Annotated in this window: 20 protein-coding genes; 16 read left to right on the top strand and 4 right to left on the bottom strand. The window is 60.1% G+C overall.

Annotated elements, in window-relative coordinates; all coding sequences use genetic code 11:
• The first annotated feature begins 242 nt into the window (after nt 1-242).
• The 5 genes from QD409_RS28085 to QD409_RS28065 all read left to right on the top strand — a co-directional run bounded on the left by QD409_RS28085 (nt 243) and on the right by QD409_RS28065 (nt 5,247).
• Nucleotides 243-1,556: a L,D-transpeptidase family protein gene (locus QD409_RS28085; protein ID WP_430764216.1), complete on the top strand. Its 1,314-nt coding sequence runs from the start codon at nt 243-245 to the stop codon at nt 1,554-1,556.
• A 174-nt stretch (nt 1,557-1,730) separates the two neighbouring features.
• Nucleotides 1,731-3,029 carry a serine hydroxymethyltransferase gene (gene glyA, locus QD409_RS28080; protein ID WP_184701643.1) on the top strand — a complete coding sequence of 433 codons (1,299 nt, stop codon included), beginning with the start codon at nt 1,731-1,733 and terminating at the stop codon, nt 3,027-3,029.
• A gap of 9 nt (nt 3,030-3,038) precedes the next feature.
• On the top strand, nt 3,039-3,515 hold the full coding sequence (nrdR, locus tag QD409_RS28075; protein WP_092852289.1) for a transcriptional regulator NrdR: 477 nt from the start codon (nt 3,039-3,041) through the stop codon (nt 3,513-3,515).
• Between the two features lie 2 nt (nt 3,516-3,517).
• Nucleotides 3,518-4,627 (top strand): bifunctional diaminohydroxyphosphoribosylaminopyrimidine deaminase/5-amino-6-(5-phosphoribosylamino)uracil reductase RibD, encoded by a 1,110-nt coding sequence (ribD, locus tag QD409_RS28070; protein WP_092852291.1) that lies wholly within the window; start codon nt 3,518-3,520, stop codon nt 4,625-4,627.
• Nucleotides 4,627-5,247 carry a riboflavin synthase gene (locus QD409_RS28065; RefSeq protein ID WP_092852293.1) on the top strand — a complete coding sequence of 207 codons (621 nt, stop codon included), beginning with the start codon at nt 4,627-4,629 and terminating at the stop codon, nt 5,245-5,247. The genes ribD and QD409_RS28065 overlap by 1 nt, the downstream gene beginning before the upstream one ends.
• A gap of 54 nt (nt 5,248-5,301) precedes the next feature.
• Here the strand turns inward: QD409_RS28065 and QD409_RS28060 are convergent, their stop codons facing one another.
• Genes QD409_RS28060 through QD409_RS28050 form a run of 3 tightly spaced genes read right to left on the bottom strand, consistent with a single transcriptional unit; the run spans nt 5,302 to nt 6,870 of the window.
• Nucleotides 5,302-5,784, bottom strand: a complete 483-nt coding sequence (locus tag QD409_RS28060) for a GNAT family N-acetyltransferase (RefSeq protein WP_092852295.1) — start codon at nt 5,782-5,784, stop codon at nt 5,302-5,304.
• 22 nt (nt 5,785-5,806) lie between these two features.
• On the bottom strand, nt 5,807-6,325 hold the full coding sequence (locus QD409_RS28055; protein ID WP_092852297.1) for a GNAT family N-acetyltransferase: 519 nt from the start codon (nt 6,323-6,325) through the stop codon (nt 5,807-5,809).
• A gap of 35 nt (nt 6,326-6,360) precedes the next feature.
• Nucleotides 6,361-6,870: a cupin domain-containing protein gene (locus QD409_RS28050; RefSeq protein ID WP_092852299.1), complete on the bottom strand. Its 510-nt coding sequence runs from the start codon at nt 6,868-6,870 to the stop codon at nt 6,361-6,363.
• A 199-nt stretch (nt 6,871-7,069) separates the two neighbouring features.
• On the opposite strand from QD409_RS28050, the gene ribH reads away from it, so the two are divergent.
• The 3 genes from ribH to QD409_RS28035 all read left to right on the top strand — a co-directional run bounded on the left by ribH (nt 7,070) and on the right by QD409_RS28035 (nt 10,398).
• Nucleotides 7,070-7,525, top strand: coding sequence for a 6,7-dimethyl-8-ribityllumazine synthase (ribH, locus tag QD409_RS28045; RefSeq protein WP_092852301.1), 456 nt, complete (start codon nt 7,070-7,072; stop codon nt 7,523-7,525).
• 3 nt (nt 7,526-7,528) lie between these two features.
• A complete protein-coding gene (gene nusB, locus QD409_RS28040) occupies nt 7,529-8,011 on the top strand; it encodes a transcription antitermination factor NusB (RefSeq protein ID WP_004122322.1) in 483 nt (160 codons plus the stop codon).
• A 248-nt stretch (nt 8,012-8,259) separates the two neighbouring features.
• A complete protein-coding gene (locus QD409_RS28035) occupies nt 8,260-10,398 on the top strand; it encodes a sodium-translocating pyrophosphatase (RefSeq protein WP_430764215.1) in 2,139 nt (712 codons plus the stop codon).
• 190 nt (nt 10,399-10,588) lie between these two features.
• On the opposite strand, the gene QD409_RS28030 is transcribed toward QD409_RS28035, so the two are convergent.
• Nucleotides 10,589-11,098 (bottom strand): outer membrane protein assembly factor BamE, encoded by a 510-nt coding sequence (locus tag QD409_RS28030; protein ID WP_092852305.1) that lies wholly within the window; start codon nt 11,096-11,098, stop codon nt 10,589-10,591.
• 279 nt (nt 11,099-11,377) lie between these two features.
• Here QD409_RS28030 and QD409_RS28025 point away from each other — a divergent pair, with 279 nt between their 5' ends.
• From QD409_RS28025 to QD409_RS27990, 8 genes are all read left to right on the top strand, one after another.
• A complete protein-coding gene (locus tag QD409_RS28025) occupies nt 11,378-11,929 on the top strand; it encodes a ubiquinol-cytochrome C chaperone family protein (protein WP_092852307.1) in 552 nt (183 codons plus the stop codon).
• Nucleotides 11,930-11,944: 15 nt separating this feature from the next.
• On the top strand, nt 11,945-12,502 hold the full coding sequence (locus QD409_RS28020) for a YceD family protein (RefSeq protein ID WP_430764214.1): 558 nt from the start codon (nt 11,945-11,947) through the stop codon (nt 12,500-12,502).
• Between the two features lie 102 nt (nt 12,503-12,604).
• Entirely contained in the window at nt 12,605-13,651 is a 1,047-nt protein-coding gene (gene plsX / locus QD409_RS28015) for a phosphate acyltransferase PlsX (RefSeq protein WP_430764213.1), read from the top strand.
• Nucleotides 13,652-13,670: 19 nt separating this feature from the next.
• Nucleotides 13,671-14,642: a beta-ketoacyl-ACP synthase III gene (locus tag QD409_RS28010; RefSeq protein WP_092852313.1), complete on the top strand. Its 972-nt coding sequence runs from the start codon at nt 13,671-13,673 to the stop codon at nt 14,640-14,642.
• Nucleotides 14,643-14,750: 108 nt separating this feature from the next.
• Nucleotides 14,751-15,089 carry an integration host factor subunit alpha gene (locus QD409_RS28005; RefSeq protein WP_007692773.1) on the top strand — a complete coding sequence of 113 codons (339 nt, stop codon included), beginning with the start codon at nt 14,751-14,753 and terminating at the stop codon, nt 15,087-15,089.
• Between the two features lie 229 nt (nt 15,090-15,318).
• Entirely contained in the window at nt 15,319-15,867 is a 549-nt protein-coding gene (locus QD409_RS28000) for a MerR family transcriptional regulator (protein WP_092852315.1), read from the top strand.
• Between the two features lie 365 nt (nt 15,868-16,232).
• The gene (locus tag QD409_RS27995) at nt 16,233-17,336 is read left to right on the top strand and encodes a porin (protein ID WP_092852317.1); all 1,104 of its coding nucleotides are present in this window, start codon (nt 16,233-16,235) and stop codon (nt 17,334-17,336) included.
• A gap of 204 nt (nt 17,337-17,540) precedes the next feature.
• The coding region (locus QD409_RS27990) for a transposase (RefSeq protein WP_430763276.1) at nt 17,541-17,657 on the top strand (117 nt) is incomplete at its 3' end.

Below are 17,657 nucleotides of genomic sequence, written 5' to 3'. Positions count from 1 at the left end.
TGACACGAATTGGCCATATTACTGTGACAGCGGAAACTCACGGCAAGCGGCGTTCTCAAGTTCCGATTTTCCTGCCCTCAAGCCCGCGCTTCGCAATATTGTGATAGTTCGGGGCGAAGCTCTTGATGGCGCTTTAAGGGGACGGGTCGACACTGAGCTGCGTTACTTGGCGCGAACCGCGCTATTTACTGCTTCCTCTCTAAGCTGCGCATAACTGGATCGCAGCGTTGAACGGTAGGGATATGTCGAAGAAAAACGGAATTGAACCATTCTCGCGCCGCTCCTTCTTGCGGTCGGTCGCAACGTTCGGCGCTGCCGCATTGGCCGCGCCGGCCCTCGCGCAAAACGCTTCCCCGCTGGAGGCGCTGATCAATGACCGTTCTCGTGGCAATTGGGATGATCAGTTCGACGCCAAGGCCGCCGCACGCACGGCAGCCGCCGTCCTGTCCAACACGCCGATCCTCGGCCCCGATTCCGTACCGAATATCCAGCGGGCGATTGCCCAGTATCAGAGCATCGTCGCCAATGGCGGCTGGCCGCAGATCAACCCGACCAGCCAGCAGTCGCTGCAGCTCGGCGTGACCGATCCGGCCGTGCAGGCGCTGCGCCAGCATCTGATGGTCACCGGCGACCTGCCGCGTGAAGCAGGCGTTTCGTCGGCCTTCGATTCTTATGTCGACGGCGCGGTCAAGCGCTTCCAGGCCCGCCATGGCCTGCCGCCGGATGGCGTTATCGGCGACTTCACGCTGAAGGCGATGAACATTTCCGCCAATGTCCGCCTGCAGCAGCTGAACACCAACCTCGTTCGCCTGCAGACGTTCCCGTCCGATCTCGGCCGTCGCCATGTCATGGTCAACATTCCGGCGACCTATATCGAAGCAGTGCAGGACGGCCAGGTGGCGCTGCGCCACGAGGCGATCGTCGGCCGCATCTCCCGCCCGACGCACATCATCAATTCGAAGATCTACGAGGTCATCCTCAACCCGTATTGGACGGCGCCGCGTTCTATCGTCATCAAGGACATCGTGCCGCTGATGCGCAAGGATCCGACCTATCTGAAGCGGAGCAACATCCGTCTCATCGACGGCAAGGGTCAGGAAGTCGCGCCGGAGACGATCGACTGGAATTCCGACAAGGCGCCGGATTTGATGTTCCGCCAGGACCCGGGCAAGACCAACGCGATGGCGTCCACGAAGATCAATTTCCACAACCCCAACAACGAATACATGCACGACACGCCCGAGCAGGGCCTGTTCAACAAGCTGATGCGTTTCGACAGCTCCGGCTGCGTCCGCGTTCAGAACGTGCGCGACCTGACGAACTGGCTGCTTATGGACACGCCCGGCTGGCCGCGCCAGCACATCGAGCAGGTCATCGCCAGCCGCGTCAACACACCGATCACCTTGGCGACGGAAGTGCCGGTCTATTTCGTCTATATCTCCGCCTGGAGTGCGGCCGACGGCATCGCCCAGTTCCGCGACGATATCTATCAGCTCGACGGCAATTCCGAGCTGGCGCTCGACACGACCCAGGGCATGGAAAAGCCAGTTCAATAATCGGCCTTTCGCTCTTAATTATTGTCGAAGCCGCGTCCTTGGGCGCTGCTTTTTCATTGGCCGGCGCCGCCCAGCGTAGAATGCCCAGCAAATGTCGCTGATCGTATTGCTCTCCGGCGACCCTGACGTTAATACCGTCTGCATTGCCGTTCCGGCCGTTCAGGAGCTTTCACGATGACAAATGCGTCCACCGAATCCTTCTTCAACCGCTCGCTTGCCGATACCGATCCGGACATATTTGGAGCGATCGGCAAGGAATTGGGTCGTCAGCGGCATGAAATCGAACTGATCGCCTCGGAAAACATCGTGTCGCGCGCCGTGCTGGAAGCACAGGGCTCGATCATGACGAACAAATATGCCGAAGGTTATCCGGGCAAGCGCTACTACGGCGGCTGCCAGTTCGTCGATATCGCCGAAGAGCTCGCCATCGAGCGCGCCAAGAAGCTGTTCGGCGTCAACTTCGCCAACGTTCAGCCGAATTCCGGTTCGCAGATGAACCAGGCCGTCTTCCTCGCGCTGCTGCAGCCAGGCGACACCTTCATGGGTCTAGACCTGAATTCGGGCGGCCACCTGACGCATGGTTCGCCGGTCAACATGTCCGGCAAGTGGTTCAACGTCGTGTCCTACGGCGTGCGCGAAGGCGACAACCTGCTCGACATGGATGAAGTGCAGCGCAAGGCCGAAGAAACCAAGCCGAAGCTGATCATCGCCGGCGGCACGGCCTATTCCCGTATCTGGGACTGGAAGCGCTTCCGCGAGATCGCCGACAGCGTCGGCGCCTATCTGATGGTCGACATGGCCCACATCGCCGGCCTCGTTGCCGGTGGCCAGCATCCGTCACCGTTCCCGCATTGCCACGTTGCCACCACCACCACGCACAAGTCGCTGCGCGGCCCGCGCGGCGGCATGATCCTCACCAATGAAGAGGATCTGGCCAAGAAGTTCAACTCGGCCGTCTTCCCCGGCCTCCAGGGTGGCCCGCTGATGCACGTCATCGCCGCCAAGGCTGTAGCTCTCGGCGAGGCTCTGCAGCCCGAGTTCAAGGACTACGCCGCTCAGATCGTCAAGAACGCAAAGGCACTTGCCGAAACGCTGATTTCCGGCGGTGTTGACGTCGTTTCCGGCGGCACCGACAACCACCTGATGCTGGTGGACCTGCGCAAGAAGAACGCCACCGGCAAGCGCGCCGAGGCAGCTCTCGGCCGCGCTTATGTCACCTGCAACAAGAACGGCATCCCGTTCGACCCTGAAAAGCCCTTCGTCACCTCGGGCGTCCGCCTCGGCACGCCGGCTGGCACGACGCGCGGCTTCAAAGAGGCAGACTTCCGCGAAATCGGCAATCTGATCATTGAAGTGCTCGATGGCCTGAAGGTCGCCAACTCCGACGAAGGCAATGCCGCCGTCGAGGCTGCCGTGCGCGAGAAGGTGGTCAAGCTCACCGACCGCTTCCCGATGTACGGCTACATGGGCTAAGGAGGGCGCATGCGCTGCCCCTATTGCGGTACGGAAGATACCCAGGTTAAGGATTCGCGCCCGGCGGAGGATAATACCTCCATCCGCCGGCGGCGGATCTGCCCGGATTGCGGCGGTCGCTTCACCACGTTCGAACGCGTGCAGCTTCGCGAGCTGATGGTCATCAAGAAGACCGGCCGCAAGGTGCTTTTCGATCGTGAAAAGCTGGTGCGTTCGTTCGATATCGCGCTGCGCAAGCGTCCGGTCGACCGCGACCGCATCGAGCGGGCCGTTTCCGGCATCGTCCGCCGCCTCGAAAGCTCGGGCGAGACCGAGATCAGTTCCGAACAGATCGGTCTCCAGGTGCTGGAAGCGCTGAAGAGCCTCGATGATGTCGCCTTCGTGCGCTACGCGTCGGTCTATCGCGATTTCTCCCATGCGGAGGATTTCGAGCACGTCATCAACGAGATCAACGCGAAGATCGCCCGCGATCCGCTGGATCCCTGACCATGGCGCAGCGGCCGGAAGACGAGCGTTTCATGGCGGAGGCGATCCGCCTGTCGCGCACGCATCTGGGGCTGACCTCGACCAATCCCTCCGTCGGCTGCCTTATCGTCAGGGATGGCGTGGTCATTGGCCGCGGCGTCACAGCCGTGGGTGGCCGCCCGCATGCCGAGCCTCAGGCGCTTGCCGAGGCTGGTGAAGCGGCGAGGGGCGCCACAGCCTATGTGACGCTCGAACCCTGTTCGCATTACGGCAAAACGCCGCCCTGCGCCGAGGCGTTGATCGCGTACGGCGTAGCGCGTGTCGTCATCAGCGTCACCGACCCCGATCAGCGCGTTTCCGGCCGTGGCATCACCATGCTGCGCAATGCCGGCATCGAAGTCGATACCGGCATTCTGGAGACGGAGGGCAGGCGATCTCTGGCAGGCTACCTCATGCGCCAGACGAGAAATCGGCCCTATGTGACTCTGAAACTTGCCATTTCCGCCGATGGCATGATTGGTAAAACGGGCGAGGGGCAGGTGCGCATCACCGGAGATGCCGCTCGGGCGGAAGTGCAGATGCTGCGCGCCGAAAGCGACGCCATTCTCGTCGGCATCGGCACGGCGATCGCCGACGATCCGGAATTGACCTGCCGGATTCCCGGCCTGGAAGACCGCTCGCCCTTGCGCATCGTCATCGACGAGCAACTGCAGCTTCCCTTCGGCAGCAAGCTGGTGCGGACGGCGCGGAAGTATCCGGTCATCGCGGTCGCCGCTCATCCACCGTCCTTCGACGACAGCACCGATGCCGCCTTCCTGGGGCGCCGAGCTGCCCTGGATGCTGCGGGCGTCGAGGTATTGCAATCGAATACGAACGAACTGGGAGGGTTGCTGGAGGCGCTTGGCACCCGCGGCATCTCGTCTCTGCTGGTGGAGGGGGGCGCCAGGATGGCGCAGCGGTTCCTCGATGCGGATCTCGTCGATCGCATCCTCTTGTTTCAGGGGCCGGCTGATATCGGCGAAGGCGGTATTGAATCCCCGGTCCTCAAATCCAATATCCCAGCCAGTTTCATGCATATCGGACAGAGCCGCTTCGGCGATGATGTCTGCGACGAATACGAAAGAGGTTTTTGATGTTTACCGGAATTGTCACCGACGTCGGCACGGTCGAATCCATTTCCCCCATGAAGGAAGGCATCAAGCTGCGCGTTGCCACCAATTACGATCCGGCAACGATCGACATGGGTGCTTCGATTTCGCATGCCGGCGTTTGCCTGACGGTCACCGGACTGCCGGAGCAGGGCAGCAATGGGCGCTGGTTCGAGGTTGAGGCGTGGGAAGAAGCCCTGCGCCTGACGACGATCGGCACCTGGGAAACCGGCAACAAGATCAACCTCGAGCGCTCCCTCAAGATCGGTGACGAACTCGGCGGGCACATCGTTTCCGGCCATATCGACGGCAAGGCGGAAATTCTCTCCGTGACGCCCGAAGGCGAGGCCACCCGCTTCCGCCTACGTGCGCCGGAACACCTCGCCAAGTTCGTCGCTCCGAAAGGTTCGGTTGCGCTCGACGGCACATCGCTCACGGTTAACGCTGTCGATGGCCTGGAATTCGACGTGCTGCTGATCCGCCACTCGCTCGAGGTCACGACCTGGGGCGCACGCAAGGCCGGCGACTTCGTCAATTTCGAGGTCGACACCATGGCGCGCTACGCTGCACGGCTGGCGGAGTTCCCGGTCGTCCGCGAGGCCTGAGTTTCACTGGCTAGCCGCCAGGGAGGCGCGCGCTCTGGGGGCGCCTCGGCAGTCTTATGCGAGTATCTTCTCCATGAGGAAATTTGCCAGCGTCTGGCCGCGCTTTTCGACCTTCTGCGCGGCCACGACGGCAAAGCCTTTGCGCTCGAAGAAGGGGCGGGCGGTCAGGCTCGCTTCGGTGAAAATCCGCTGAAAGCCCTGTTTGCGGGCTGCGCTTTCGACAGTCGCAAGCAACAGGCTGGCGACACCTCTTCCCTGATAGTCGGGATCGACGAACATCATATCCAGGCAGCCATCCGATTTCAGATCGGTAAAGCCGACGGGCGTGGAGCAATCCATCGCAAGCCAGGTCGGCCGGCTTGCCCGATGCCGCGTCCAGGCTTCGACGTCATCGACCTTTGCCCAGGCGGCAATCTGCGCCTGGCTGTAATCTTCTGAAGCTACCTCTCGAATGGCCCGCAGGAAAATGTCGATCGTCGCCTGCGTATCATCCGGATCGTAAGGCTTGATCGAGAACTTTTCGTGCGACACCGGCATGATGAGCCCTCCGAAACGATGCCTAACGCTCGAACATCACGTGGGACTTATCTTTGAAGATGATCTCACCGATCCGGCGGAAGCCGATTTTCTCGGCCACGCGTAGCGATGATCTGTTCTCGATCTCTACGATGCAAGTCATGCGCCGGCCCGCGAACTGCCCGTCGGCCCAGGCGATAGCCGCGCTCATGGCTTCCGTCGCATAGCCCTTGCCCTGCATCGGCGGTGTAATACCCCAGCCGGCCTCCAGCGTGCCCTCCGTTGACGGGGTCATGTCCCGATGCAGATCGAGGAAGCCAACTTCGCCGATCAGCTTCCCGCTTTGCCGTTCCTCGACTGCGAAGAAGCCGAAGCCGAGATGGTGCCACAGGCCGGCATAGCGCAGGAGGCGAGCCCAGACCTGCTCGCGCGTCGGCATCTCGCCGCCGATGAAGCGGACGAGATCCTTGTGCTTCCAGAGAGCCAGGAAGTCATCGAAATCATCCAGTCTGTGTCCGCGCAGCAAAAGGCGGTCGGTCGTCAACGTCGGAATAACGGTCATAGCTACGGATCTTTGCTGACAAAATTTGGTGATATTCAGTCGTTCGAGGCGCCGGGCTCGCCGTCCCAGTAATCGAGGTTGGCAGCGGCGGCACGACCGATCGCACGGAACGCTGTCTTGCCGTCGCTGTAGGTCTTGGCCAGGAATTTGCCGGAATCGGGATATTCGACAATTTCGGTTCGCGCCTTCGTGGAAATGGCAAGATAGACCAGCACGCCGGGGCCGATATTGATCAGCTGATGCGCCGTCTCCGGGCCGCCTGCCGGAGCACCCAGCACATCGCCCTTGCTGACCGCGATACGTTGATCGCCGAAGCGATATTCGCCTTCGCCATCGAGAATGACGAAAAGCTCTTCCTCGACGTGGTGATTGTGAAACGGACAACCGGATTTGCCCGGCGGCACCTCGTTGTAACTGATCCCGAGCTGCTTCAGCCCGAGCATCGACCCGAAGGACGTATCGCTGCCGGCAAAGAAGCTGCCCTGCTGCCAGTGCTCCAGTTCAAGCTCGCCGACATTGACGGCGGGTGCGGATTTCTTCGTCATGAATTCCCCCTTTGCAGGCCCGAAATTATTATCGAAGCGGTTGCGTGCGCGGAAGCCACAATTTCTGCGTCGCTCCGATCATTTCCAAATAGGGTCGGAATCGGCATGGACCATTGAAAAACACTTGCCAAGTGAGGCCCGCCGTGGTTTGACCCGGCCTAATAAGGTGCCGCGCCCCCTCTCAATCCTCAGGTGATGTATGTCCAGCTCTTCCAATGCCCATATCCTCATCATCGAAGCCCGCTTCTACGATGATATGGCCGATGCTCTGCTCGACGGCGCCAAGGCCGCTCTCGACGCCGCCGGCGCGACCTATGACATCGTTACCGTGCCCGGCGCGCTGGAGATCCCGGCTGCGATTGCAATGGCGCTCGACGGCGGCGATAATGGCGGCGTCATCTATGATGGCTATGTCGCCCTCGGCATGGTCATCCGCGGCGAAACCTATCATTTCGATATCGTCGCCAATGAATCTTCGCGGGCGCTGATGGATCTGGCCGTCAGCGAATCCCTCGCGATCGGCAACGGTATCCTGACCGTCGAGAACGATGAGCAGGCATGGGCACGCGCCCGCCGTTCGGACAAGGACAAGGGCGGCTTTGCCGCTCGCGCGGCGCTGACCATGATCGCGCTGAAAGAGAAGTTGGGTGCATAATTCATGAGCAATCAGGATAACGAGCGACCGGCAAAGCCCGCCAACCAGCGGGGCGCAGCGCGCCTTGCGGCGGTGCAGGCGCTCTATCAGATGGATATCGGCGGAACCGGCGTTCTCGAGGTGGTGGCTGAATACGAGGCCCACCGTCTCGGACAGGAGCTGGACGGCGAGACCTATCTGAAGGCCGACGCCTCCTGGTTCCGCTCCATCGTGTCCGGTGTCGTGCGCGAGCAGACCCGGCTCGACCCGCTGATCGGCTCCGCCCTTCAGGACGACTGGGCGCTGTCGCGTCTCGACAGCACCGTACGCGCCATCCTGCGTGCCGGCACATTCGAGCTGCTCGACCGCAAGGACGTGCCGGTTCCGGTCATCGTCACCGAATATGTCGAGATCGCGCATGCCTTCTTCGAAGAGGACGAGCCGAAGCTCGTAAACGCCGTGCTCGACCGAATCGCCAAGCAGGTTCGCGGCGAAGCCAAGAAATAGGTTTCGCCAAGCCCGAATAAGGCAAAGTTCAGCACTTTCGTTTCCTTCGTTCGCGCCTGATTTCATCTCCGAATATTCTTTTGAACCTCCTGCGGGCGTTTTACCCGCGGGCGGTCTTGACGCGACGTTTTCTCAACAGCAATCTCGCATTGCACATCTGTCGATTGCCCTGGAGGAGGGGAGCGACCGACGTCGCAGGCGGCCGGGGGAGGAGTGAACCGCCGGTTTTTTTGGAGGGAAAAAGCGAAATGTCGATTCTTTTAGGAGTGATCGCATGCGGACTGCTCTCGGTCATCTATGCCGTATGGGCAACTCGATCGGTGCTCGCTGCCGATCAGGGCAACGCCCGCATGCAAGAGATTGCCGGGTATATTCGTGAAGGAGCGCAGGCTTATCTTGCGCGTCAATATAGAACCATTGCCATTGTCGGGGTCATTGTTTTCATCGCGGCCTGGCTCCTCTTGTCGTCCGAAGCCGCTTTTGGCTTCCTGATCGGCGCAATCCTCTCAGGCGCCGCAGGTTTCATTGGCATGCACGTCTCCGTGCGCGCCAATGTCCGCACCGCGCAAGCCTCGTCGCAGAGCTTGTCCGCGGGCCTCGACATCGCCTTCAAGTCGGGCGCCATCACCGGCATGCTCGTCGCGGGTCTCGCCCTGCTTGGCGTTTCCATCTATTTCTATTTTCTGACGGTGGTCGTCGGTCATGAAGCCGGCTCGCGCGATGTCATCGACGCGCTGGTGGCCCTCGGTTTCGGTGCGTCGCTGATCTCGATCTTCGCCCGTCTCGGCGGCGGCATCTTCACCAAGGGCGCCGACGTCGGCGGCGACCTCGTCGGCAAGGTTGAGGCCGGTATTCCGGAGGACGATCCGCGCAACCCAGCCACCATCGCCGATAACGTCGGCGACAATGTCGGCGATTGCGCCGGCATGGCGGCAGACTTGTTCGAGACCTATGCGGTTTCCGTCGTCGCGACGATGGTTCTCGCTTCAATCTTCTTTGCCGGCTCACCGATCCTCGGCTCCGCCATGATCTATCCGCTGGCGATCTGCGGCGCCTGCATCATCACCTCGATCATCGGCACGTTCTTCGTAAAGCTCGGTGCCAATGGCTCCATCATGGGCGCACTCTACAAGGGCCTGATCGCCACGGGCATCCTGTCGATCATCGGTCTCGGTGCAGCCACCTCGCTGACCATTGGCTGGGGCTCTATCGGCACCGTCGCCGGCTTCGATATCACCGGCACGAGGCTCTTTGCCTGCGGCATCGTCGGTCTGATCGTCACGGCGCTGATCGTCGTCATCACCGAATACTATACCGGCACGAACAAGCGGCCGGTCAACTCCATCGCCCAGGCGTCGGTGACCGGTCACGGCACCAATGTCATCCAAGGCCTCGCTGTCTCGCTCGAATCGACGGCGCTGCCGGCAATCGTCATCGTCGGCGGCATCATCGCTACTTATCAGCTTGGCGGCCTGTTCGGCACGGGCATTGCCGTGACGGCCATGCTTGGCCTCGCCGGCATGATCGTCGCGCTCGACGCCTTCGGCCCGGTCACGGACAATGCCGGCGGCATCGCGGAAATGTCGCATCTTCCGCCGGAAGTGCGCAAATCCACCGATGCGCTGGATGCGGTCGGCAACACCACCAAAGCCGTCACCAAGGGATATGCCATCGGTTCGGCCGGCCTCGGCGCGCTGGTATTGTTCGCAGCCTATTCGAACGACCTGCGGTACTTCGCCGCTCACGGCGATAAGTTCCCTTACTTCGCCAATGTGGGCACGATCTCGTTCGAGCTTTCGAACCCTTACGTTGTTGCCGGGTTGCTGTTCGGCGGCCTCATTCCCTATCTCTTCGGCGGTATCGCCATGACGGCCGTCGGCCGCGCTGCCGGTTCCATCGTCGAGGAAGTGCGCCGGCAATTTCGCGAGAAGCCGGGCATCATGCTGGGCACGGAGCGTCCCGACTACGGCCGCGCCGTCGATCTGCTGACCAAGGCCGCTATTCGCGAAATGATCATCCCGTCGCTCTTGCCGGTTCTAGCACCCATCGTCGTCTATTTCGGCGTTCTGCTGCTTTCCGGCTCCAAGGCTTCGGCTTTCGCCGCACTTGGCGCTTCGCTGCTCGGCGTGATCATCAACGGCCTCTTCGTCGCCATCTCGATGACGTCGGGCGGCGGTGCATGGGACAATGCCAAGAAGAGCTTCGAGGATGGCTTCGTCGACAAGGACGGGACACGCCATATGAAGGGCTCCGAAGCGCATAAGGCCTCAGTCACGGGCGACACCGTCGGCGATCCCTACAAGGATACGGCTGGCCCCGCCGTCAATCCGGCGATCAAGATCACCAATATCGTCGCATTGCTGCTGCTCGCCATCCTTGCCGGATAGAGCATGATGCCGAAAAGTGTCTGCGGTTTTCGCACGACATCATGCTCTACTTCTTTGATTCTAGCGCGGATTCAGATTTTAGGTCGGTTCGACCTAAAATCATCCGGCTCTAGGGAAAGCAAACCGGATGCATAAAGAAAACCCGCGGGGCGCAAGCCTCGCGGGTTTTTCTCTGCAATAGCTTCCCGGCTTATTGGCCCGGATTGAGGTTGTTGAGGAAGTTCCTCGCGCCGTTGATGCCGCTGCCGCCGCCCTGCAGGATCTGTTGCAGGAAGGTGATGTCGCGACCGCCCGTCGGCGTCGTGCGGCTGATCATGTCGAAGACCTTGCCGTCCTTCAGCGCGTAATTGGCTTCCTGCTTCACGATGCCATCCTTGTCGAAGTAGATCGCCAGGATGTTCTGGTCGACCAGCTTCGGCTTCATGAAGGCAGCAGCGCGCGTGCGCTTCTGCGAGATGTAGTAGAAAACCTCGCCGTCGAACGTCGCGGTGGTCGAAGGCGTGCCGAGCGAGAGCAGAACCTGCTCGCGGCTTGAACCGACCGGCGCAAGCGCGAGCGACTGCGGATCGAAGATGTAGCCGTTGTTCATGACCTCGCTGGTCTTGCAACCCGAAAGTCCCATGGTCGCAATCACCAGGGCGATGGCGGCAGTGCTGCTGAAAGATATGTCAGACTTGAAATACCGTCTGGTCAACGACATCTCATCTCCCCTAATGAATCAATCCGATGGCCGGACGGCCGGTATGACCTTGCTGTGCACATCATTGTGGCCTTTCCGCGATTGAAAAAGGCACAAGATGCTGTTCGGCACTCTTCATCACCGATCATTCACAACGTGACGACGGTTAAGGGCAGGAGCCTCGAAGCGGGCAAAACGGCATTGCAATTCGCGCCTGCTTCGGTAAACCAGCTTTTGCGTGGATGCAACAAGGCCAAGCAAAAACGGCGCGCTCTGAATGAGCCAATACCGGGAATTCTCATGATTTTTGGGCTCTTTCGCAAAAGAAATCACAATCAGATCATCGTCGTCAGGCAATATGAACTCCTGACATCGACGGCGCGGCAGCCGGTTTTCTATACCGACTATGACGTGCCCGACACGGTGATGGGGCGCTTCGAATTGCTTTCGGTGGTCATGATCCTGTTTTTTCGCCGCACGCGGTCTTCCGCGACCAGCGGCCAGGAACTTGCGCAGGAAATCGTCGATGCGTTTTTCGAGGATATCGACTATTCGATCCGCGAACTGGGAATCGGTGACAACAGCGTGCCGAAGCGCATGAAGAAACTGGCCGGTATGTTTTACGGGCGGCTTGAAAGCTATGCGGCTGCCATGGACGTCGATGATCGCATCGCCCTTGCGGCGGCGCTTCGGCGCAACATCTATCCGAAGGCGGATGAGGGCGCGGCGTCGATGGTCCCGCTGGCCGACTGGATGATGACGGCGGAGGCGCATCTGGCTGCCGTGACGGAGGCCGAGCTCGCTACCGGTTCGGCGGCGCTGCCGCTGCCGTCCGGGCGCGGCCAAGAGTAGTTATAGGAGGCAGGTATGAAAACACACGGTTCCGACGAAACGCCCTTTTCCTATCTCGTGAAGGTCGGCCACATCTCGGCCAATCCCGTCGACGTGCATGTCGAGGCGGACAAGCGCGAGCTTGCCGGGCTTGCTAAGCTTTGGGATGTCCTTTCCGTGGAAAAGCTGGAGGCCGATCTCAAGATCTCGCGCTGGAAGCGTGACGGGGTGCGGGTTAAAGGCAACGTGAAGGCAAAGATCACCCAGGCTTGCGTCGTCACGCTCGAGCCGGTCGAATCTGAGATCGATGAGGATTTCGAGCACATCTTCGTGCCGGAGGATTCCAAGCTGGCGCGCTCGCCTTCGATGGATGCGGGCGAAATGGTGCTCGATCCGGACGGCCCGGATCTTCCGGAGACGTTCACTGGGGATACGATCGATGCCGGCGCCGTCGTTGCGGAATTCGCCGCTCTTGCCATCGATCCTTACCCGCGCAAGCCCGGCGTCGAGTTCGAGGCGCATGTGGAAGATACCGGCGAAAATGACAGGAAACCTTCGCCGTTTGCGGTCCTAAAAGATTGGAAAAAGGATTAGGTCCCGGTGCCGATCGAGCACAAATCAGTTGTAACCGGGGGAGAAAACGGTATTTTGACGCCAAATTCGCCGGTCTCGGCGGAGAAAAAGGACTAGGGACGCGTGATCAGAATTTCTCTTGACCTAATGGGTGGCGACTTCGGCCCTGAGGTTGTTGTTCCCGGCGCGGCCAAGGCGCTGGATAGGCATCCCGATATTACATTCATCATCTACGGACAGAAGGATCGCTGCGAAGCGGTCCTCGCTAAATACCCGAAACTTCGCGAAAAGTCGGTCTTTCACGAATGTGACGTTGCCATCAGCATGGATGAAAAGCCGAGCCAGGCGCTTCGCCGCGGCCGCTACGTTTCCAGCATGTGGCGTTCGATCGAGGCGGTGAAGGCAGGTGACGCCGATGTCGTCGTCTCCGCCGGCAACACCGGCGCGCTCATGGCGATGGCGAAATTCTGTTTGCGCACCATGGCGAATATCGAACGTCCGGCAATTGCGGCGATCTGGCCGACGCTTCGCGGCGAAAGCATCGTGCTCGATGTCGGCGCCACGATCGGCGCCGATGCGCAGCAGCTGCTCGACTTCGCCCTGATGGGCGGCGCCATGGCCCGCGCGCTCTTCGAGATCGAGCGCCCGACGATCGGCTTGCTGAACGTCGGCGTCGAAGAGATCAAGGGCCAGGAAGACGTCAAGGATGCCGGCCGCCTGATCCGCGAAGCCAATCTCGAGTCGCTGGAATATTTCGGCTTCGTCGAGGGCGACGATATCGGCAAGGGTACGGTCGATGTCGTGGTCACGGAAGGTTTTTCCGGCAATATCGCGCTGAAAGCGGCGGAAGGCACGGCGAAGCAGATCGGTTCCTATCTGCGTGCGGCCATGTCGCGCACGCTGCTGGCGCGCATCGGCTATGTCCTTGCCAAGGGCGCCTTCGATCTCCTGCGCGAGAAGCTGGATCCCAGCAAGGTCAATGGCGGCGTCTTTCTCGGCCTGAACGGCATCGTCATCAAGAGCCATGGCGGCGCGAATGTAGAAGCTTTCGCGGCCGCCATCGATGTCGGCTATGATATGGCCAAGAATGGGCTGACACAGAAAATCGAAAACGATTTGAAAAAATACCATGCCAAACGGCTGCCCCCGATCGGGCCGGAAGCGGCATGAGCTACGGGGTATAAGCGAAATGATCCGTTCAGTTGTTCGCGGATTTGGGGCGGCGCTCCCCAAGCGCGTCATGACCAATGCCGAGATGGAACAGGTTGTCGACACCAGCGATGACTGGATTGTCCAGCGCACCGGTATCCGCCAGCGTTACATAGCCGGCGAAGGCGAGACCACGGCTTCACTGGGCGAGCAGGCGGCGCGCGCCGCTCTCGCCAATGCCGGGATGACGCCCGACGATCTCGATTTGATCATCGTCGCGACGTCGACGCCGGATAACACCTTTCCGGCAACTGCGGTCAATATCCAGAACCGGCTCGGCATGCATCACGGCTTTGCCTTCGATGTCCAAGCCGTCTGCACCGGCTTTGTCTATGCGGTGACGACTGCGGACGCCTATATTCGCGGTGGCCTTGCCAAGCGCGTGCTTGTTATCGGTGCCGAGACATTCTCGCGCATCCTCGACTGGACCGACCGCACCACCTGCGTTCTCTTTGGTGACGGCGCCGGTGCGCTGATCCTCGAGGCGGGCGAGGGGAGCGGCGCCAATACGGACCGTGGCGTGCTGGCGGCAAGCCTGCGCTCCGATGGCGCGCACAAGGAAAAGCTCTACGTCGACGGCGGGCCGTCTTCGACGGGTACGGTCGGCGTTCTGCATATGGCAGGGCGCGAGGTGTTCAAGCACGCCGTCGGCATGATCACGGACGTCATCCAGGCTGCCTTCGATGCGACCGGCGCGACCGTGGACGATCTGGACTGGCTGGTGCCGCATCAGGCCAACCGGCGCATCATCGACGGCTCCGCCAAGAAGCTTGGAATTGCTCCCGAAAAAGTTGTGGTCACGGTCGACCTTCATGGCAACACGTCGGCCGCTTCGATCCCGTTGGCGATCGCGGTTGCTGCCGGTGACGGGCGAATCAAGAAGGGCGATATGGTGATGCTCGAGGCCATGGGCGGCGGTTTCACCTGGGGTGCGGTGCTGCTGCGCTGGTAACGCCATATCTCTAAAAGCCGATTCCGAACAAGAGCTTGACCGTTTGGCGCAAGGGCAATAGTCTCGCACGACTAGAATAAGATCACCTATCAATACGGGCGGGGAGCCATGACGGGCAAGACAGTGACGCGCGCAGATTTGGCGGAGTCGGTATTCCGGAAAGTCGGCCTCTCCCGGACGGAATCGGCAGAGCTTGTCGAGACGGTGATCGATGAAATTTGCAACGCCATCGTGCGTGGCGAGACTGTAAAGCTCTCCTCGTTCGCGACGTTCCAGGTGCGCGATAAAAACGAACGCATTGGTCGAAATCCGAAGACCGGCGAGGAAGTGCCGATCTCTCCGCGGCGGGTGATGACTTTCAAGGCATCGAATGTTTTGAAGACCCGCATTCTGAAGGCGCATGCCAGTCGTAAGGCGAAAGCCAGGCCGGCCAATCCCGCTTCCTAATTCAGTCGAAAGATCGATTTTCCCATAGGCCGTATGCCTTGCGCTGCGGCCTTTGTCGTTCGTTTTTCCGCTGCTTTTGCAGCTTGCTTGTGCAGCAGCCGCAGAAGCCACTTGAATTTCCACTGCCAAACCGTTGAAATATGGTGATTCGTATCCTGGCGAGATACGATGTCGATATCCGGTTTTGCGTGATCCGGCCCGAATGGCGCCGCATTCGCGCTGTGGGAGTATGATGATGGACAAGAGCCCGGATGCATTTCGCACGATCAGCGAAGTTGCGGAAGACCTTGATCTGCCGCAGCATGTCCTACGGTTCTGGGAGACCCGCTTTCCGCAAATCAAGCCGATGAAGCGCGGCGGCGGTAGGCGTTATTATCGACCCGAGGACGTCGACCTGCTGAATGGCATCCGCCACCTGCTCTACGATCACGGCTATACGATCAAGGGCGTGCAGAAGCTCTTGAAGACCAATGGCAACAAGTTCGTCATCGCGGTCGGTCATGGAGATCTCGCCAGCGTGGAGGCTCTGGCCTCTGCGGCGCAGGAGCACGCACCCGTCGAGCCGAGAGTGAACTCCGCCAATCCGGATGAAGATCAGGTCGTCGGCCGCGCCAAGGCGCCGATAAGCCGCCGCTTCTTCAATTTCGTAAGCGGTGACGATGGCGTGCCGGATGTTTCTCTCGGCAAATCCAGTGTCGGCAAAGAAGATCGGGCTCTGCTGCAGGAAACGCTTTACGACCTTCTGGAGTGCAAGCGCCTACTCGACCAGGTGCGATAACACTTGCTTCGCAGAACAAGCATGCGGTCGAAGACGACCTGCGCAGGTGTCGGTGCGATTGACCGAATGCAATCTTTGGTAGCTTGAGACGCGCCGCCCCGCCCCTGCAGGCGCAACCTTGTTTCGTGTTGATGGCTCGAATGAATGGCGGTGACGATTTTGTCACACGACTCCGCCTCTGTGCCGCGGGAAATCGTTAGCCGGCCTTGTTGACTTGCTCCACTTTATCTCCGGGTCCAGTCTTCATAATGAAGCTTCGTTGCTTCACCCCTTTGGGGAAGGGAAACAGCCAGTCAGGCTATGGAGAGGCAAGAGATTGTCTGCCGGGAGACTCCATCCCTGATGGATCGTCGAATGGAGATACCATGAACATCAAGGGCCTTCTTCTTGGCTCCGCCGCTGCAATTGCCGCAGCGAGCGCTGCCCATGCTGCAGATGCAATCGTGTCTGCCGAACCAGAGCCACTGGAATATGTCCGCATCTGCGATGCCTATGGCACCGGCTATTTCTATATTCCGGGCACTGAAACCTGCCTGAAGATCGGCGGCAAGGTCCGTACCGAAGGCGAGTGGTACGATGCCTACAATCCGCGCAGCAAGGTCGGCACGCTCTGGCATGAGCGCGTAGAGCTCAATGTCGATACTGCCACCGACACGGAATACGGCCCCCTGAAGACCAACACCGTCGACCGCTGGGAGTGGCACGATGGAGGTGCCACTTCGTCCAAGCTGCTGTTCGCCAATATCAGCCTCGCGGGTTTCACCGTCGGCAAGCTCGATTCCCAATTCAATCTCTATGCGGGCTATGCCGGCGATGTCATCAACGACGATGCGATCTATGATGGCCCTTATGAACTGAACCAGCTGACCTACAATTACGATGCCGGTAACGGCTTTACGGCGGTCATCTCGCTCGAAGACAGCTACTCCACCGGCTCCGGCGCATCCTATGGCGCAGGCTGGTGGACTGACGGCAAGGCCAATCACTACGCTCCCGACGTCGTCGCCGGTGCTGGTTACAAGGTCGGTGATTGGGGCTTCAAGATCGTCGGCGGTTATGATTCGATCGCCGAGGAAGGCGCCATCAAGGCGCGCATCGATGCCAAATTCGGTGGCGTGGAAGCCTTCCTGATGGGAGGCTGGAACACTGATGGCGACAAGCTGAACAAATATGCCGGCACCAACCAGGATATTTCGGCCTGCACGGCGTCGAACGGCACCGTCAATGCCGCCAAATGCGGCTGGGGTGATTGGGCTCTTTGGGGCGGGGTTGGTGTTCCGATCAATGACAAGCTGAAATGGAATCTGCAGCTGGCCTATACGGAATCGAAGATTTTCGAGGCAACGACAAACCTCAAGATCCACCCGGTCAAGGATTTCCTGATCGAGCCTGAAGTAACCTACATGCATTACGACTATATCAAGGATGATACGGTTGCCGGCATTCTCCGTTTCGAGCGGAACTTCTGATTTGAGACGAAGCAACTTGTCTGCGCCTGCGACGATGCCGCAGGCGCGACGCGAACCTACAAGGCCTCGCCAGTGCGGGGCCTTTTCTTATATTCATGAATAAACCTCCACCTACGGTGGAGGACTGGACGAGTTCTACACGGTAGTTGAGAGACCTCCTGCTTGAACCGCTGGGTTGGCCCAGACTTCGAACAAGGAGGTTCTATGGATGAACAACCGCTCTCGCATGCGACGTGGGACTGCAAGTATCACGTTGTTTTTGGCAGCAAATACCGCACGAAAAGACTGTACGGGGACGTACGGCGTGAATTGGGAGAACTC

This window comes from Rhizobium sp. BR 315 (assembly GCF_050577975.1).
Lineage (GTDB): Bacteria > Pseudomonadota > Alphaproteobacteria > Rhizobiales > Rhizobiaceae > Rhizobium > Rhizobium miluonense.
The sequence above is the reverse complement of the archived record's forward strand: the minus strand, read 5'-3'. Positions and strand labels throughout refer to the sequence as shown.

Bases quoted from the DNA above. Each gene is read 5' to 3' on its own strand.
- QD409_RS28085 (WP_430764216.1), top strand. From the start codon at position 243: ATGTCGAAGAAAAACGGAATTGAACCATTCTCGCGCCGCTCCTTCTTG.
- glyA (WP_184701643.1), top strand. From the start codon at position 1,731: ATGACAAATGCGTCCACCGAATCCTTCTTCAACCGCTCGCTTGCCGAT.
- nrdR (WP_092852289.1), top strand. From the start codon at position 3,039: ATGCGCTGCCCCTATTGCGGTACGGAAGATACCCAGGTTAAGGATTCG.
- ribD (WP_092852291.1), top strand. From the start codon at position 3,518: ATGGCGCAGCGGCCGGAAGACGAGCGTTTCATGGCGGAGGCGATCCGC.
- QD409_RS28065 (WP_092852293.1), top strand. From the start codon at position 4,627: ATGTTTACCGGAATTGTCACCGACGTCGGCACGGTCGAATCCATTTCC.
- QD409_RS28060 (WP_092852295.1), bottom strand. From the start codon at position 5,784: ATGCCGGTGTCGCACGAAAAGTTCTCGATCAAGCCTTACGATCCGGAT.
- QD409_RS28055 (WP_092852297.1), bottom strand. From the start codon at position 6,325: ATGACCGTTATTCCGACGTTGACGACCGACCGCCTTTTGCTGCGCGGA.
- QD409_RS28050 (WP_092852299.1), bottom strand. From the start codon at position 6,870: ATGACGAAGAAATCCGCACCCGCCGTCAATGTCGGCGAGCTTGAACTG.
- ribH (WP_092852301.1), top strand. From the start codon at position 7,070: ATGTCCAGCTCTTCCAATGCCCATATCCTCATCATCGAAGCCCGCTTC.
- nusB (WP_004122322.1), top strand. From the start codon at position 7,529: ATGAGCAATCAGGATAACGAGCGACCGGCAAAGCCCGCCAACCAGCGG.
- QD409_RS28035 (WP_430764215.1), top strand. From the start codon at position 8,260: ATGTCGATTCTTTTAGGAGTGATCGCATGCGGACTGCTCTCGGTCATC.
- QD409_RS28030 (WP_092852305.1), bottom strand. From the start codon at position 11,098: ATGTCGTTGACCAGACGGTATTTCAAGTCTGACATATCTTTCAGCAGC.
- QD409_RS28025 (WP_092852307.1), top strand. From the start codon at position 11,378: ATGATTTTTGGGCTCTTTCGCAAAAGAAATCACAATCAGATCATCGTC.
- QD409_RS28020 (WP_430764214.1), top strand. From the start codon at position 11,945: ATGAAAACACACGGTTCCGACGAAACGCCCTTTTCCTATCTCGTGAAG.
- QD409_RS28010 (WP_092852313.1), top strand. From the start codon at position 13,671: ATGATCCGTTCAGTTGTTCGCGGATTTGGGGCGGCGCTCCCCAAGCGC.
- QD409_RS28005 (WP_007692773.1), top strand. From the start codon at position 14,751: ATGACGGGCAAGACAGTGACGCGCGCAGATTTGGCGGAGTCGGTATTC.
- QD409_RS28000 (WP_092852315.1), top strand. From the start codon at position 15,319: ATGATGATGGACAAGAGCCCGGATGCATTTCGCACGATCAGCGAAGTT.
- QD409_RS27995 (WP_092852317.1), top strand. From the start codon at position 16,233: ATGAACATCAAGGGCCTTCTTCTTGGCTCCGCCGCTGCAATTGCCGCA.